The organism is Acetobacter okinawensis JCM 25146, from assembly GCF_000613865.1.
GTDB lineage: Bacteria > Pseudomonadota > Alphaproteobacteria > Acetobacterales > Acetobacteraceae > Acetobacter > Acetobacter okinawensis.
The window spans coordinates 1-15,533 of record NZ_BAJU01000051.1 but is presented as its reverse complement, the minus strand read 5'-3'; the positions used below and the strand labels follow the sequence as shown (position 1 = coordinate 15,533).

The 15,533-nt window shown below is 58.3% G+C and carries 14 protein-coding genes, 1 tRNA gene and 5 pseudogenes; 15 read left to right on the top strand and 5 right to left on the bottom strand.

What is annotated here, in order from left to right:
* The first annotated feature begins 174 nt into the window (after positions 1-174).
* The 4 genes and pseudogenes from truB to JCM25146_RS19610 all read left to right on the top strand — a co-directional run bounded on the left by truB (position 175) and on the right by JCM25146_RS19610 (position 5,284).
* A pseudogene (truB, locus tag JCM25146_RS19620) lies at positions 175-1,034 on the top strand (tRNA pseudouridine(55) synthase TruB).
* Positions 1,035-1,057: 23 nt separating this feature from the next.
* Positions 1,058-1,327 carry a 30S ribosomal protein S15 gene (gene rpsO, locus JCM25146_RS13870; RefSeq protein ID WP_025828754.1) on the top strand — a complete coding sequence of 90 codons (270 nt, stop codon included), beginning with the start codon at positions 1,058-1,060 and terminating at the stop codon, positions 1,325-1,327.
* Positions 1,328-1,631: 304 nt separating this feature from the next.
* Positions 1,632-3,781, top strand: a pseudogene (gene pnp / locus JCM25146_RS19615) (polyribonucleotide nucleotidyltransferase).
* Positions 3,782-3,866: 85 nt separating this feature from the next.
* Positions 3,867-5,284 (top strand): annotated as a pseudogene (locus JCM25146_RS19610) (NAD(P)H-dependent flavin oxidoreductase).
* Between the two features lie 122 nt (positions 5,285-5,406).
* On the opposite strand, the gene JCM25146_RS13850 reads toward JCM25146_RS19610, so the two are convergent.
* Entirely contained in the window at positions 5,407-5,604 is a 198-nt protein-coding gene (locus tag JCM25146_RS13850; protein WP_025828750.1) for a YqaE/Pmp3 family membrane protein, read from the bottom strand.
* A gap of 232 nt (positions 5,605-5,836) precedes the next feature.
* Here JCM25146_RS13850 and gyrA point away from each other — a divergent pair, with 232 nt between their 5' ends.
* The 5 genes and pseudogenes from gyrA (at position 5,837) to JCM25146_RS13830 (ending at position 9,978) form a co-directional block, all read left to right on the top strand.
* A complete protein-coding gene (gyrA, locus tag JCM25146_RS19605) occupies positions 5,837-8,083 on the top strand; it encodes a DNA gyrase subunit A (protein WP_242401147.1) in 2,247 nt (748 codons plus the stop codon).
* Positions 7,975-8,637 carry a DNA gyrase C-terminal beta-propeller domain-containing protein gene (locus tag JCM25146_RS24165; RefSeq protein ID WP_408734921.1) on the top strand — a complete coding sequence of 221 codons (663 nt, stop codon included), beginning with the start codon at positions 7,975-7,977 and terminating at the stop codon, positions 8,635-8,637. Before gyrA ends, JCM25146_RS24165 begins: the two co-directional genes overlap by 109 nt.
* Positions 8,634-9,172: pseudogene (gene coaD, locus JCM25146_RS19600) on the top strand (pantetheine-phosphate adenylyltransferase). Before JCM25146_RS24165 ends, coaD begins: the two are co-directional and overlap by 4 nt.
* A gap of 38 nt (positions 9,173-9,210) precedes the next feature.
* A pseudogene (locus tag JCM25146_RS19595) lies at positions 9,211-9,696 on the top strand (peptidylprolyl isomerase); the annotation flags it as partial.
* Positions 9,697-9,902: 206 nt separating this feature from the next.
* Positions 9,903-9,978 (top strand) — tRNA-Lys (locus JCM25146_RS13830).
* Between the two features lie 90 nt (positions 9,979-10,068).
* Here the strand turns inward: JCM25146_RS13830 and JCM25146_RS21660 are convergent.
* Together JCM25146_RS21660 and JCM25146_RS13820 are read right to left on the bottom strand one after the other, a co-directional pair.
* On the bottom strand, positions 10,069-10,464 hold the full coding sequence (locus JCM25146_RS21660) for a restriction endonuclease (protein WP_081774884.1): 396 nt from the start codon (positions 10,462-10,464) through the stop codon (positions 10,069-10,071).
* A gap of 259 nt (positions 10,465-10,723) precedes the next feature.
* The gene (locus JCM25146_RS13820; protein ID WP_025828745.1) at positions 10,724-11,740 is read right to left on the bottom strand and encodes a peptidoglycan-binding domain-containing protein; all 1,017 of its coding nucleotides are present in this window, start codon (positions 11,738-11,740) and stop codon (positions 10,724-10,726) included.
* A 294-nt stretch (positions 11,741-12,034) separates the two neighbouring features.
* Between JCM25146_RS13820 and JCM25146_RS13815 the strand changes: the two genes are divergently transcribed.
* The 6 genes from JCM25146_RS13815 to JCM25146_RS24660 all read left to right on the top strand — a co-directional run bounded on the left by JCM25146_RS13815 (position 12,035) and on the right by JCM25146_RS24660 (position 14,540).
* Positions 12,035-13,075: a GGDEF domain-containing protein gene (locus JCM25146_RS13815; protein ID WP_159102002.1), complete on the top strand. Its 1,041-nt coding sequence runs from the start codon at positions 12,035-12,037 to the stop codon at positions 13,073-13,075.
* Positions 13,076-13,379: 304 nt separating this feature from the next.
* On the top strand, positions 13,380-13,523 hold the full coding sequence (locus JCM25146_RS22580) for a hypothetical protein (protein WP_159102001.1): 144 nt from the start codon (positions 13,380-13,382) through the stop codon (positions 13,521-13,523).
* Positions 13,517-13,744, top strand: coding sequence for a hypothetical protein (locus tag JCM25146_RS13805; RefSeq protein WP_025828741.1), 228 nt, complete (start codon positions 13,517-13,519; stop codon positions 13,742-13,744). The genes JCM25146_RS22580 and JCM25146_RS13805 overlap by 7 nt, the downstream gene beginning before the upstream one ends.
* Positions 13,745-13,770: 26 nt before the next feature.
* Positions 13,771-14,214: a hypothetical protein gene (locus JCM25146_RS13800; protein ID WP_025828739.1), complete on the top strand. Its 444-nt coding sequence runs from the start codon at positions 13,771-13,773 to the stop codon at positions 14,212-14,214.
* 3 nt (positions 14,215-14,217) lie between these two features.
* On the top strand, positions 14,218-14,418 hold the full coding sequence (locus tag JCM25146_RS13795) for a hypothetical protein (RefSeq protein WP_025828737.1): 201 nt from the start codon (positions 14,218-14,220) through the stop codon (positions 14,416-14,418).
* Positions 14,415-14,540 carry a hypothetical protein gene (locus JCM25146_RS24660; protein WP_277909610.1) on the top strand — a complete coding sequence of 42 codons (126 nt, stop codon included), beginning with the start codon at positions 14,415-14,417 and terminating at the stop codon, positions 14,538-14,540. The genes JCM25146_RS13795 and JCM25146_RS24660 overlap by 4 nt, the downstream gene beginning before the upstream one ends.
* A gap of 85 nt (positions 14,541-14,625) precedes the next feature.
* Here JCM25146_RS24660 and JCM25146_RS13785 read toward each other — a convergent pair whose 3' ends face one another.
* Together JCM25146_RS13785 and JCM25146_RS13780 are read right to left on the bottom strand one after the other, a co-directional pair.
* Positions 14,626-14,925 carry a hypothetical protein gene (locus JCM25146_RS13785; protein ID WP_025828735.1) on the bottom strand — a complete coding sequence of 100 codons (300 nt, stop codon included), beginning with the start codon at positions 14,923-14,925 and terminating at the stop codon, positions 14,626-14,628.
* A 123-nt stretch (positions 14,926-15,048) separates the two neighbouring features.
* The coding region (locus JCM25146_RS13780; RefSeq protein ID WP_025828733.1) for a S24 family peptidase at positions 15,049-15,533 on the bottom strand (485 nt) is incomplete at its 5' end.

The following is a 15,533-nucleotide window of genomic DNA, read 5'->3' as shown; positions in this document are numbered from 1 at the left end:
ATAATTTCCATGGACTGGCAATTTCCTCACCCCAGCATTGCAGGCGCGCATTGCAGGGGGGCGCGCGCTCGGCTAGATGCAGCGCTTTGGTGCGCGCCGGGTGGGTCCGGGGCGGCAACCGGGGGTGTGCTGGCCAGTAACCGTGCACGCGTGCCCCCGCATACGGGAGTTGACATGCGACGCAGACGTGGGCGGCCGCTTAATGGCTGGCTTATAGTGGACAAGCCCTCGGGCATGACCTCCACTCAGGTGGTAGGGCGGGCCAAGCGGCTGTTTGACGCGCAAAAGGTCGGCCATGGCGGTACACTGGACCCGCTGGCCACGGGGCTTTTGCCGCTGGCTTTTGGTACGGCCACCAAAACGGTGCCTTATGTTATGGACGGCACCAAGGTCTACCAGTTCACCCTGCGTCTGGGGGAAGCGCGTGACAGTGATGATGCGGACGGCGCAGTGACCGCCACATCCGACGTGCGCCCCAGTGATGAGCAACTGCGTGCGGCCCTGCCAGCCCTGACCGGGGACATTATGCAGGTGCCACCTGTATATTCCGCCCTCAAGGTTGCGGGCGAGCGGGCGTATGACATGGCGAGCTGATCGCCCGCCCCGATGCGGACACGGCAGTGTTCGAGGTCGAATCCGGCAAGGGCGTGTACATGCGCGCACTCGCACGTGATGTGGCCCTTGCATGCGGCACTGTTGGCCACATTGCGGTGCTGCGCCGCCTGCGCGTGGGGCCATTTACCGAGGCCGATGCAATTGTGCTGGACAAACTGACGCCAAACGACGACAACGCCCATGCTTCTGCGGAACTGCTTCTTCCGGTCGAGACCGCGCTGGCCGACATCCCGGCGCTGGCCCTGACTGAGGAGGAAGCCGTTCTTCTACGCCACGGACGGGCGCTGAGCCTGTTGGATCTGATGGGACGTATCCCCCAGACCGACGCCTCGGGGACTGTGCGTGTCATGGACGCAGAGCGTGTACTCGGCCTTGGCCGCCTTGAAGACGGGCAGTTGAAGCCAGTACGGATTCTATGACATTTTTCTGATGGAGACATGTGATGTCGATTACCGCTGAACGCCGTACCGAAGTTATTGCAGAATACCAGACCGCACCGGGCGACACGGGTTCGCCCGAAGTGCAGGTTGCAATCCTGACCGTGCGGATCAACAACCTGACCGACCACCTCAAGACCCACGCCAAGGACTTCCACTCCCGCCGTGGCCTGCTGATCATGGTTGGTCGTCGTCGCAGCCTGCTGGACTACCTGCGTGGTAAGAGCCAGAGCCGCTACGAAGCGCTGATCGCCCGTCTGGGTCTGCGCCGCTAATCCAGCCGTTTTCGTCCGCAGGTCAGGCGTTGCGCCGGGCCTGCGGGTGGCTGGATGGGTTTGTTGGGGGTTTTTGTGCTGGCCTTATGGCCGCCAAACCCCCATATAACCGTTTGTACGCCACAGGCTTGGCACGCGGGCACTACGTTCCGGGTAAGGCCACGGCGTTTCCGACCACATGGCGCCTGGGCGGTGCAGCCGCCAGTCTCCATGCCGTCCGAGGCGCTGTCTGCCATTCGGTTCTGTCCCGCTGTTTTGTGTGGTTTTGAACAAAGACACTGTAAACAGAAGAAGAGACGACAGAATGTTTAATTATTTCCGTAAAGAAATTGAATGGGCCGGTCGCCCGCTGGTGCTCGAAACCGGCAAGGTCGCCCGTCAGGCTGATGGCGCCGTGCTGGTCACCTACGGCGAAACCGTGGTCCTGTGTACCGCCGTTGGCGCGCGTGACGTCAAGGCTGGTCAGGACTTCTTCCCCCTGACCGTCAACTATCAGGAAAAAGCCTACGCAGCAGGCAAGATCCCCGGTGGGTTCTTCAAGCGTGAAGGCCGCCCTTCCGAGAACGAAACGCTGGTCTCCCGCCTGATCGACCGCCCCATTCGCCCCCTCTTCCCCGAAGGGTTCCGTAATGAGGTGCAGGTCATCGCCACGGTGCTGACCCACGACATGGAAAACGACCCGAGCATTCCCGCCCTGATCGGCTGCTCGGCCGCGCTGACCCTGTCCGGTATTCCGTTCTTTGGCCCCGTGGGCGCTGCCCGCGTTGGCTTCAAGGACGGCGCGTTCATCCTCAACCCCACGCTTGAACAGCTCAAGGAAACCGACCTTGATCTGGTTGTGGCCGGCACCGCCGAAGGCGTGCTGATGGTGGAATCCGAAGCATCCGAACTGTCCGAAGACGTGATGCTCGATGCCGTGACCTTTGGCCACACCGCTTTCCAGCCCGTGCTGGACGCCATTATTGCGCTGGCCGAACACGCCGCCAAGGAACCGTGGGACCTGCCGAGCGAAAGCAAGGAAGAAGCCGCCCTGCGCAAACAGGTGGACAAGCTGGGCCGCAAGCTGATTGCTGACGCTTACAAGGAAAAGCAGAAGCAGACCCGCTACGAAAAGCTCAAGACCGCGCGCGACGCGATTGTGGAAAAGCTGACCGCCGCCGAGCTGGACGTGGCTGCTGCCAAGCCCATGATCAAAGACCTTGAAGCCGATGTGGTCCGCACCTCCGTGCTCAAGACTAGCAAGCGTATTGACGGGCGTGACCTTGTAACCGTGCGCCCGATTGTGCCGGAAGTGGGCGTGCTGCCCCGCGTGCATGGCTCCGCCCTGTTCACCCGTGGTGAAACACAGGCACTGGTTGTGACCACGCTGGGCACCGGGCAGGACGAGCAGGTGATTGACGCGCTGGAAGGCGAATACCGCACCAACTTCCTGCTGCACTACAACTTCCCTCCCTACTCGGTGGGTGAGTGCGGCCGCGTAGGCTCCCCCGGCCGTCGCGAAATCGGGCACGGCAAGCTGGCATGGCGCGCCCTGCACCCGCTGATGCCCAACCGCAAGGAATTCCCCTACACGGTGCGTGTTGTCTCCGAAATTACGGAAAGCAACGGCTCCTCCTCCATGGCGACCGTTTGCGGTAGCTCGCTGGCCCTGATGGATGCCGGTGTGCCCCTCAAGCGCCTGTGGCCGGTATTGCCATGGGCCTGATCAAGGAAGGCGACAAGTTTGCCGTCCTGTCCGATATTTTGGGTGATGAAGATCATCTGGGTGACATGGACTTCAAGGTCGCCGGGACAGAAGCCGGTGTGACCGCGTTGCAGATGGACATCAAGATCACCTCCATCACGCCCGAAATCATGAAGATCGCTCTGGGTCAGGCGCGCGATGGTCGTCTGCACATTCTGGGCGAAATGAGCCGTGCGCTGACCGAAAACCGCACCACCGTTGCCACCACGGCGCCGCGCATCACCACCATCAAGGTGCCGCGTGAAAAAATCCGTGACGTCATCGGTTCTGGCGGCAAGGTCATCCGCGAAATCGTGGAATACTCGGGTGCGAAGGTGGATATTGGCGACGACGGTACAATCACCATTGCCGCCACAGCCGAAGACCAGACCAAAAAGGCGCTGGAACGCATTAACGGCATTGTGGCCGAGCCCGAACTGGGCCGCATCTACGATGGTAAGGTTGTCAAAACCGCCGACTTTGGCGCGTTCGTCAACTTCCTTGGTGCGCGTGACGGTCTGGTCCACATTTCCGAGCTGGCGCAGGGCCGCGTTGGCCGCACGTCCGATGTGGTCAAGGACGGGGACGCCGTTAAGGTCAAGGTCATCGGGTTTGATGATCGCGGCAAGGTCAAGCTGTCCATGCGCGTTGTGGATCAGGCTACGGGTGCCGACATTACGGAAACCGTGGGCGAAAAACCCGCCCGCGCACCGCGCCGGGATGCCGAATAAGGCATTCCTCACACGGGGGAGGGGTCACTCCTCCCCCGTGTGGCCGGGGCAGACACGGGTCTTTTAGAAAAACGACAGGATAGTCATGAAGGCGATTAACACGCTTCGCATGGGGGGCACGGATGTCCTGCCGCTGGTAGAAGGCGGCAAGGGCGTTTCTGTTTCCACGGGTGCATCGGCCGGGGCATGGGCTGCTGCAGGGGGTGCGGGCACGATCTCCATTGTCAATGCGGACAGCTATGACGAGCAGGGTCGCCCGGTTCCGCAGGTCTACCACGGCCGCACCCGCCGGGAACGGCATGAGGAGCTTGTGGACTACGCCATTCGTGGCGGCATTGCGCAGGCCCGCATTGCGCACGAGGTCTCGGGCGGCAAGGGCCGTATCCACGCCAACATCCTGTGGGAAATGGCCGCGTCCGAGCGGGTTATTACCGGGGTGCTGGAAGGGGCCAAGGGCCTGATCCACGGGCTGACCTGTGGCGCAGGCATGCCCTACCGTCTGGCCGACATTGCGGCGCGTTTTGGCGTGCATTACTACCCTATCGTCTCCTCCGCCCGTGCGTTCAATGCACTGTGGAAGCGTTCGTACAGCAAGGCGTCCGACCTTCTGGGCGGCGTGGTGTACGAAGACCCGTGGCGTGCAGGCGGGCATAACGGCCTGTCCAACACGGAAAACCCCTTTGCGCCGGAAGACCCCTACCGCGCGTGCTGGCCCTGCGCCAGGCCATGCGTGGCTTTGGGCTGGACAATACCCCCATTATCATGGCCGGTGGCGTCTGGTGGCTGGAAGAATGGCAGGACTGGATTGACAGTGAGGAACTGGGGCCGATTGCCTTCCAGTTTGGCACCCGTCCGCTGCTGACGACCGAAAGCCCGATCCCCGATGCGTGGAAGCGCCGGTTGCTCACCCTCAAAAAGGGCGATGTGTACCTCAACCGTTTCTCCCCCACCGGCTTCTATTCCTCCGCCGTGAACAATGGCTTTTTGCACGAGCTGCGCCAGCGCACCGAGCATCAGGTCCCTTACGGTACGGAAGCAACGGAAGAGCTGAGCGTGGCCTATGGCGTAGGCCCGCGCAAGCGCGAGGTGTTCCTTAAGCCAGAAGACGTGGCGCGCGTGCAGCAGTGGGAAAGCGAAGGCTTTGTGGAGCCGTTGCGTACCCCTGATTCCACGCTTGTTTTTGTCACCCCCGACCGTGCCCGCCTGATTGTGGCTGACCAGACGGACTGCATGGGCTGCCTGTCCGAGTGCAAGTTCTCCAACTGGAGCCAGCGTGGCCCAAGCTACAGCAATGGCCACCGTGCGGACCCGCGCTCCTTCTGTATCCAGAAGACCCTTCAGGCCGCAGCCCATGCCTCCGGCCCGGATGCGGACAAAGTGATGGACGAAAACCTGATGTTTGGCGGTACCAACGCATGGCGCTTTGGCACGGACCCGTTCTATGCCAACGGCTTTGTGCCCACGACCAAGCAGCTTGTCGAACAGATTATGACCGGCAGGTAAGCGCTTTTGCCTCCAAGGCGGCCTGTGTAGCCGGTGCGGGGGATAAGTTCCAAAAAAAGGCGGCCCTCCCATATGGGGGCCGCCTTTTTTATTTTAGGGGCCGAGCTGGCCCGCTGGCAGGCCTAGCTGCGTGATGCGCGGCTCATGCGGGCAATTTTCTGGTCCGTTGTGTACTGGCTCAGGGCGTAAACCGACCAGATGGTCGCGGGGATCCACCCGATAAGCGTGACCTGCAACACAAGGCAGGTCAGCCCCGCAAAGGGGCGGCCAATGGTAAAGAACTGCAACCACGGTAAAAGCAGGGCAAGGATAAGGCGCATCGGGCGTAAACTCCATGTTATGGGCCATGATGGCCACAGCCACGCGCAAGGAGCAAGGGTGCGCAGGGGGCAGGTGGTTTTATACAAGGCAAAAAGCGGGCCAGCGCTAGGAGATTGGGGGGGTTGTGTGCTAGAAAACACCAAGCACCACGGCAACTGGTGCGCAGGTGGATTTGGCGCGGAGTGCGGGCAGCAGCCCAGCCCCCGCGCAGCATGACAGAACGGATGAACCTTGACCGAGATTTCTGACCAGACCGGATCACCGCAGCCTTCAGACCTTGTGCCCGTGACCCTTGAGGAGGAGATGCGCTCCTCCTACCTTGCGTATGCGATGTCGGTCATTGTCAGCCGTGCGTTGCCCGATGTGCGCGATGGGCTCAAACCCGTGCACAGGCGTATTCTCTACGCCATGCACGAGAGCGGCTTTACGCATGACAAGCCTTACCGCAAGTCTGCCCGTGCGGTGGGTGAGGTCATGGGTAAATACCACCCCCATGGTGACAGCTCCATTTACGAGGCCATGGTGCGTATGGCCCAGTCGTGGTCCATGCGCGTCAAGCTGATTGACGGTCAGGGTAACTTTGGCTCTGTGGACGGGGACAGCCCCGCCGCCATGCGTTATACCGAAGCGCGTCTGGCCAAGTCCTCCACCTTTCTGCTGGGTGATATTGACCGCGATACGGTCGATTTTCAGCCCAACTATGATGAGAGCGAGAGCGAACCTACGGTTCTGCCTGCGGCCTTCCCCAACCTGCTCATCAACGGTGCCACGGGTATTGCCGTGGGCATGGCCACCAACATCCCCACCCACAACCCCGGCGAGGTGGTGGACGCAACGCTGGCCCTGATTGCCAACCCGGCCATGACGATTGAAGAGCTGATGGAGATTGTCCCGGGGCCGGACTTCCCCACCGGGGGCACCATTCTGGGCCGCTCTGGCATTCGCAGCGCCTATGCCACGGGGCGTGGGTCGGTTATTATCCGCGCCAAGGCCGATATTGAGGAAATTCGTAAGGACCGCAAAGCCATTGTGGTGAGCGAGATCCCTTATCAGGTCAACAAGGCCACCTTGCAGGAGCGCATTGCCGAGCTGGTACGCTCCAAACAGGTGGAAGGCATTGCCGACATCCGTGACGAATCCGACCGCTCTGGCATGCGCGTGGTTATTGAGATCAAGCGCGATGCAACGCCCGAAGTGGTGCTGAACCAGCTTTACCGCTTTACCCAGCTCCAGACCTCCTTTGGCGTGAACATGCTGGCTCTGGATGGCGGCAAACCCCGCCTGATGGGGCTGAAGGACGTGCTGGAGGCCTTTATTGCCTTCCGCGAGGAAGTTATTCTGCGCCGCTCGCGCCATGACCTGAACAAGGCGCGTGACCGTGCCCATATTCTGGTCGGGCTGGTGATTGCGGTTGCCAATATTGATGCGGTCATCGCCCTGATCCGCGCCGCCCCCGATGCGGCCACCGCGCGCGAATCGCTTATGGCGGCACAGTGGAACGCGGCGGATGTGGAACCCCTGCTGGCCCTGATCCACGATGAGGGCAACGTGGTGGTGGACGGCAAGGTCCGCCTGACCGAGGCACAGGCACGCGGTATTCTGGAGTTGCGCCTGCAACGCCTGACCGGGCTTGAGCGCGACAAAATCCAGAATGAACTGTCCGAAGTGGCGGTGCGGATTAATGAACTGCTTGAGATCATCAGCAGCCGTCCCCGCCGCTTGGAAGTGCTGTGCGAGGAACTGAACCGCGCCCGCGCCGAGCTGGTAACTCCGCGCGTGACCGACATTACCGATTATGACGGCGATCAGGATGATGAAAGCCTGATCGAACCCGGCCAGATGGTGGTGACCATCACGCGTGATGGCTTTATCAAACGCACCCCGCTGGATGTGTTCCGTGCGCAGAACCGTGGTGGCCGTGGCCGCACCGGGGCTGGTACGCGTGGGGATGATATTGTGGTGCGCTCGTTTAATGCGCACACGCACCAGTGGGTCATGTTCTTCTCCTCCGGTGGCAAGGTGTACCGCCAGAAGGTGTGGCGTCTGCCAGAGGCAGGCCCCGCCGCCAAAGGCCGCGCGCTGGTCAACCTGCTGCCCGACCTTGGCTCGGACACCATTACCGCCGTTCTGCCCCTGCCGCAGGATGAGGAACTGTGGGAAAGCCTGCACCTTGTGTTTGGCACCGCCAGCGGCGGTGTACGGCGCAACCGGCTGAGCGACTTCCGCAATATCCGCGTCTCGGGCATGATCGCCATGAAGCTCGATGAGGGCGATAGCCTGATCGGCGTTGCCACCTGCCGCGACGGGCAGGACGTGTTCCTTGCCACCCGCAAGCGCGCTGCATCCGCTTCCAGATTACGGATGACACGGTGCGTGTGTTTGCCGGGCGCGGGTCGTCGGGTGTGCGTGGTATCCGTCTGGCCGAGGGCGACCGGGTTATCAGCCTTGCCGTGCTCAACCATGTTGAGGCCACGGTAGAGGAGCGCGCAGCCTACCTGCGTATGGCCAACGCCAAACGCCGGGCCGAAAATGCCGCCGATACCGAGGATGATGCCGACATCACCGTGGTTGATGCGGATGAGGACGAAGCTGCCGGTGGCACCGAGGCCCTGACCCCCGAGCGCTTTGCCCAGTTGCAGGCGGCGGAAGAAGTGTTGCTGATTGTGAGCGATGGCGGGTTTGGCCGCCGCTCCTCCGCCTATGATTACCGCGTAAGCGGGCGTGGCGGTCAGGGCATTACCAACATGACCTTCTCTGCCAACAAGCGCGGGACGGAAGTGGCGGCAACCCTGCCGGTGCTGCCGGGTACGGATGTCATGCTGGTGACCGATGCAGGCCGCCTGATCCGTGTGCCGGTTGATCAGGTCCGTATTATGGCGCGTCAGGCCAGCGGGGTGACACTTTTGCGCCTTAATGATGCGGAGCGCATTACCAGTGTGTTCCCGGTTATGGATGATGGGGAGGATGAAGCAGGCGAGGCAGAAGATGCCGCCCCGCAGACCCCAGATGATGGTGCCGGTTCGGCCCCATGAGCACCCCTGCCAGCACGCCCACCGCCGCACCACGGCGTGTGGGGCTGTACGCAGGCACGTTTGACCCGGTTACCGTCGGGCATCTGGACGTGATCGAGCGGGCGAGCAGGCTTGTGGACCGGCTGATTATTGGCGTGGCCCACAACCCCGGCAAAAGCCGCTTATGCCGCTGGATGAGCGGATGGAATGTGTGCGCGAGGCCCTGCCCGCCATCAAGGCGCGCACGGGGGGGGACATGACGGTGGTCTCCTTCCACTCGCTGTTGGTGGAGGCGGTGCGGGCCAATGGGGCTACGCTTATCTTCCGTGGTCTGCGCGTTCTGTCCGACTTTGACTACGAGGTGCAGATGACGGGCGTAAACCGCCGTCTGGATAGCGCGATAGAGACCGTCTTTCTCATGGCCTCGGAGCGCACGCAGTTTATTTCCTCACGGATGGTGAAGGAAATCGCCAGCTACCATGGCGATATTTCGGAGTTTGTAACACCCTATACTCAGGCGCGCCTGCTGGCCCGTCTGGCTGAACGTGCGGGCTGAACCGCATACCGGGTGTTGCCTTAACAGGAGAGTTTCTGATGTCCACAGAAGATAAAAAAGACCTGATTTACATGGATGTGCCCGCAGGCCGCGTGGTTATTCGCCTGCGCCCTGACCTGGCCCCCAAGGCCGCCGAGCGCCTGCGTACGCTGGCCGAGCAGGGTTTTTATGACAACGTGGCCTTCCACCGCGTGATCCCCGGCTTTATGGCTCAGGGTGGTGACCCCACGGGTACGGGCATGCATGGCTCCGACCTGCCGGACCTGCCTGCCGAGTTCACCAACAAGGCCAAGTTTGAACGTGGCACCATTGGCATGGCCCGTACATCTGACCCGAACAGCGCGAACAGCCAGTTCTTTATCATGTTCGAACCCTCCCCCCATCTGGATGGCCAGTACACCATTGTGGGTGAAGTGGTTGAAGGCATGGAGAACGTGGACAAGATCAAACGTGGCTCTGGCATGTCGGGCGTGGTGAACGAACCAGACCGGATTGCAAGATGGTCCCCGCGGACAAGGCAGAAGCCTGATCCCACGCAAACGGCCCGCCCTAACCCGGCGGGCCGTTTTTGTATGGTCCTGCGGGCAGCCTGCCGTGGTGGTGGGCTGCTTGGGACCATATGCGGCATAAAGGCGCGCAAAAATGCCTTTGCGTGCTTGACGTAGGGGCCTAATCCGGTTAGGAAAAGCCCCATCACGCAGGGTCATTGGCTTTGTGTGCATATATGTGTGAGCCGGTAGCTCAGTCGGTAGAGCATTCGACTTTTAATCGAATGGTCGAGGGTTCGAGTCCCTCCCGGCTCACCATTCTTTCCGATACAATTAAAATATTGAAAATTTTTTACTCGACTGCGATAAGTTGTGCGCAGGTTTTGGGATTTGTCTTCTCCTTCTTGCTCAGGACCATGAGGGATGATCTGTTGCTCCGTCGGTGGCATGTGGCGTCTGGAGCGCGTTATAATATAGCTCCTCAGCAGCATTGGAGAGTTGCGCATGGTGTGTCAGAATAACACCTGTTGCGGATGCAGCCTGCCGTGCAGATTGAGAAAATGTTGAGTTCGTGGCGACTATTGCTCCTTGAGCTCCTTGGAACTTCTGAGCTGCAAAAACCTGCTGTACAGCATCATTCCCAACAGTTCCTGTATAGAGTTTGCATTGGACAACAATGCGTATGTTACCTTTTTGGGCAATGACATCCGCGCCCTGATCTCCGCTTTTGTGCGTCGCGTGCGCATCCCATCCTGCATTTTTAAGAATAAGAGCACAGTGCTGCTCATAATCAAAAGGGTTCATGCGTATGTCAAAAACAGTAGGATTGCTAACATAGGCATCAAATTGGGTATGAACAGGAAGTGGGTCAGAGGAGACCTGTTCTACAAGATTTATTGCGAATAGACGGAGCGTCTGGCGATCTTTTTGGTTGATGACATTCGAGCTATAATGCCATCTATTCGTGTTTCTAGAAAATATCCGACTTCTTTAACCCACAAATTTGTTTTTAGCGTGCCATATATATCCTTTGTTATTTTCTGATTTCTTGATATTTGAAGATTCAGTTTTTGCCGAAATATTTCTGTTGAAACAAGAGATTTTGTTGCATCAAATGTCTTCTTTCTCTGTATTTTTCTGTAGAAAAAATTCCTCCACAAATCAAGGAAATCAGCAACAATACGGGCCATATGGAGTTGTTGTTTTGCTTATAAGGTATGGAAAAAGGGTTGAAGACTGCTCTATTGGCATCATTTATGCGGGGCGGTTGTTGTGCGGCGAGAGATGGCAGATTTTCTGCCATGGCTGCAATTTTCTCGGCATCTGCATCGGAGATAAAGCCATCTGCAATTAGGGTAGCGTTTGATTGTTGCCATTTGAGGATGGCAGAGCGCGTTCCCTCGCCATAAACTCCATCCGCTCCCTGATTTTGTTTAAGAAACCCCAGATCAATTAAATTCTGCTGAAGTGTGATGTGCTCATCTATGGGTCTGTTAGCCTCTTCCAGAGAAGAACCGCTTAATCTGGCCTTGTACTTGTCGGTCAGGTTGTCCATATGTGTTATGTAGCATGCAGGATCGGCCTTAGGGATGTTAAGGGTATTCCCAACTTCGGGCGAAGCGATACATTCTGCTAATGTGTTTTCATCGTTCAGCACCTCCTGCCTGAGTGCTTTCCAGCCATCTTTTCCTACGATTTGACGCAGGGCGTAATAAGTTTGGTCAAAAATGAGCTCATGTCTGGCTGCGTCACTATTTTCGCATAGTAATGTGGCAATACTGTCTTTTGAGTGATCGACTGTGCAGGAAAAATCGGGAAGATAGACATTCCGGGTAAAAGAGGCATACGTGGGAGAAGCGGCGGCAGCTTGTACTGTTTTGGTAGAAATAACGTGTATATCCGGCTTGTATGCAGGATTGTGAGTTGGCAGTAACCACCCTAGAAACATAGTGCCACCGACAGCCATAATGCCGATGGATGCCAGTTTATCCTGCATTTTTTTCTTTAAATAATAACGTCGGTTATATGCAGCTTTTCTGTAATCTCTGGCCCAGAAAGGCTTTGAGCTTTTTCTGCCCATAAGTGGTCTCCTTAATATAATCTTTCAAATTGGGAGGAACGATAACCGTACAAATGCGCTGAAGCGAGTCAGTAGTCCGTTATGGTGTCTGGCTCAGTAAGGGGAAGGCGTGTAAGAGATGCCGGAGGTGAGAGATTGCCCCAGTGATGTCAGACATTTTTCTAAATGTTAAACGGATTATAGTGTTCGGCTGCTAGCCGTGCATTGTATATGTCAAGAATTACAGGCTTTTGCGCAGATACAGGGCTGACAATAAATATGTATTTTTTATTAAAATCGCATTTTGTCGGCCTTATGGAAGGTATTTCCCTTGTATCCGCCTGCCTTGCCCTGCTTGGGGCACTGTATAAGCGTGATGATGTGGCCTTTTCCTTCGGGCGTAAAAGCATAAAGGCGTTTGTCCCGCTATTTATGGCGACCAGTGTCTGGACGGTGCATTACATTATCCTGTGCAGGGCCATGGGGCAGCCGTATGACGCGGTGGGCCTGTTCTACCCGCTTGGGTCTTATGGGTTTGTAGTGCTGGGTTTTTACTGCGCCCTTAAAGTGATTGATCTGGGATTTTCTTTTTCAAATTACGTGTCTGGGGCAGTGATTGGCGGCTTTATGGCGCTGGAGCACGTGGCGGACAAATACACTCTGGCGCACTCGGGGGCAGCAAAAGTGGCGCAGGAAGGGCTGAGCATGGACAGCATAGTGCTGGCCCTGTCCTTTGTACTGCTCTGGTCGTCCATTGTGGGGTATCTGACCGATTATTTTAAAAATCGTGAGATGATAACGCAGCTAAAGACAATCGCCTATACAGACACGCTGACCAGCCTGCAAAACCGTAATGCCCTGAATGAGCATTTTGCGGATATGCTGGAAAAATCAGGTAAAAACCGCCAGACCTTTGCCTGTATGATGATCGACCTGAACAAGTTCAAGGACATAAACGATACTTACGGCCACCTTGTAGGGGATGAAATGCTGGCCATGATTGGCAGTAGGCTGAAAGAAGGCTTTGAGGATAAGGAACATTTTGTAGGCCGTCTGGGCGGGGATGAGTTTATTGTGCTGGCTGCTTACCAGAACGTGGCGGAGGTGGATGCGCTGGCAGAGACCATTTACCGTCTGGTAATTGCGCCGCATTGTGTGGGGTCTGTGCCGCTCAGGGTTGGCTGCTGTATTGGTATTGCCCTTTTTCCGCATGATGGCACAACGCAAAAATCCCTTATGGGCCATGCGGATATCAGCCTGTATGAAATGAAGAAAAATAACTGCGATGGCGTCTGTTTTTACAACGGTGGCTCTGTACGCGCGGCATTTACACTGGGTGTGCCTGCGGCAATCTGAACAGATATAATGCATAGCGCAGTGCAGAAAAAATGCTGTATATGCGCGCAGTTTGTGGCATAAGGAATGTAGTGTTGCCAGTTCTGCCAGCATACGTGGGGTGGTGTTGCGGAAGATGCCAGAACAGCCACGGTTTTTCCTTCACGGTCCTGACCCTGTTGCCTGCTCCTGTTTTTGGGTGCGGGCTTTTTTGTGTTTGGGGTTTGGGCACATCTGTCGGGTAGGGGCTATGGGCCTGTGCTGCCGGGGTGGTGTGTGGTGGCGGGCATGGTGGCACTCAATCATCCACAAGGAGGTTCCAACCATGGCCAATACTGGCCAGAGCGCGCCTGTGGCGTGCACCACAACAGGCAACACGGCCAAGGTGGCTGCAATTGTTGCTTTTATTCCCTCGTTTTTTGCCGTGCTGCCACAAAACATCGGCTGGCAATCTGTGCGGGCATGGTGACCTGTGCCGCCATAACGGCTGCGGTGCCTGCACCCAGCCAGAACAGGGTGCTGGTAGTGCTCTACCAGATCGTGCGGGTGGCGGGGCTTGGGGTGCGTTATGCCGTGCCTTATATGGCGGCGCATCTGAGCAGAACTGCCCCCGCACCCGCATCCAGCCTGGACCCGACCTCTGCCCGGAGTGTTGCGGGGACTGTGCCCGAAGAAAACACCACAGCTTGAAAATGATCCTTACAGGAGCAAAAAGTATGAAAAAAGTAAAAGCTGTGCCGTGCCTTGCGGCACTGTGCCTGCTGGGGGCATGTGCGCAGACGGCGCAGGGCAAGCTGCGTCAGGCTGTGTATGACACGGCCAGTGCATACCACCTGCTGGCCAGCCCCATGCCCGATGTTATGGCGGGGCATGTGCCCGGTGTCAGCCTGAGTGCTGCGCAAAAAAGCCTTGCCCGCCAGGCCAGCCAGAGTGTGCTTAACGAGCTTGCAGCCCTTGAGCAGTCCATACAGAACAACGATACGCTGAGCCAAACAGCCGTTGCGGCCCTTCAGGCAGATTTTTCTTCTTTTTCCACCTGCTGGACCGGGCTGCGGCAGGGGAGTACCCCAAGTAGCTGCGCCACTGTGACCACGCCTGCCAGCCAGACCACCACCACATCGGCAGAGGCTGCAACGCCCGCCACGACCGGGAGCAACTGAACCATGACCGCAGCAGAAATAAGCGCCATACTGGGTGTTGTCGGCACGGTTGTGTCTCTGGCCGAAAAATATGGTCCACAGGCGTATGACACGGTAATGAGCGCCATTGAGCAGAGCAGAAGTGGCACCGGCCCGAGTGATGCTGATATTGCGGCCCTTTTTGCCAAATGTCAGGCAGATAATGTGGCTATTCAGGCCTCATGAGTGCCGATTTTGAGTGTGGCATGGTGCTGGGTGGCTACTTGTGGGCGGGGTGGGGCGTTGTGTTGGCTGTAGCACTCCGCCTGCTGGCCCAGCGGGATGGGGGCTGGCCAAACCAGCCCTGAGCATGATTGCTCCCGCCAGTGCGCCAGTGCGCCAGTGCGCCAGTGCGCCAGTGTGCGGAGAGGTGGGCGCTGCCGCCCCGATCAGTCAGGGTGGGGCGTCTGCTCCAAACGTCTGTTGTTGATGCTCACGTAATGCGCGCACGGTCTGTACGATTTCTCCAATGCTTTCCGTGCAATACCTGTTCTGGTCGCTGGCAAAATCCGCATGGGTGTAAAACGGCCATTGCAGGCTGTGGCGGGCTGCACGCAGGTGCAGGATGGCCTGCTCATACCGGGCCAGTTCTTCCGCCATGGCGGGGGGCAGGGTATCGGTGCTGAACAGGCCGCGTTGTGCGGCCTGTGTATAGGCATCACTCTGCGCGGCACGGGGGCCATGGTCGGGCATGTGTGGTTCCAAAGCTCTCTCCCTCAACAACACGCGGGCAGTATGTGCATAATAAACGCACAATGCAAGGGCGGACAACACGCATATGTGTGCGGCGCAGGGCTGCTCAGGGTGTTTCGGACGCTACTTCCATGTCCATTTACCCACAACGCGACCGTTAATACTGATCTCATCAAGTGTGAGTTCATAGGTGGAATAGCCGGGGTTAATGCTCATGATCCGCACCCGGCGGGGTTCTTCCATGCCGGGGATCAATTCCAGACGTTTGAGCACAAGGCCAAACCCGTCCCACAGCACATAGACACCGGGGGGGGAGGGAATGCGGTGGGCCGTGTCCACCAGCACCCGGTCGCCCGACTGGTAGTCCGGCTCCATACTGTCCCCCGCCACGCGGACAATGGCCAGCGTGTCTGGTGTTTCGGAAAAAGCAGCCACGTAACCGCGCGGCAGGGTCCAGTGTTCCACCGGGCGCAGCCCGTCCTGCGGGGCGCACAAAACCGGCACGCAGCCCGGCCCTGCGGAGGTAATGACATCGTATTCAGGAATGGCAATGCGGCCAGCACCCGCCTGCGGTGCGGTATCGGCTGCGGGTTGGGGCGGGGCCGGTG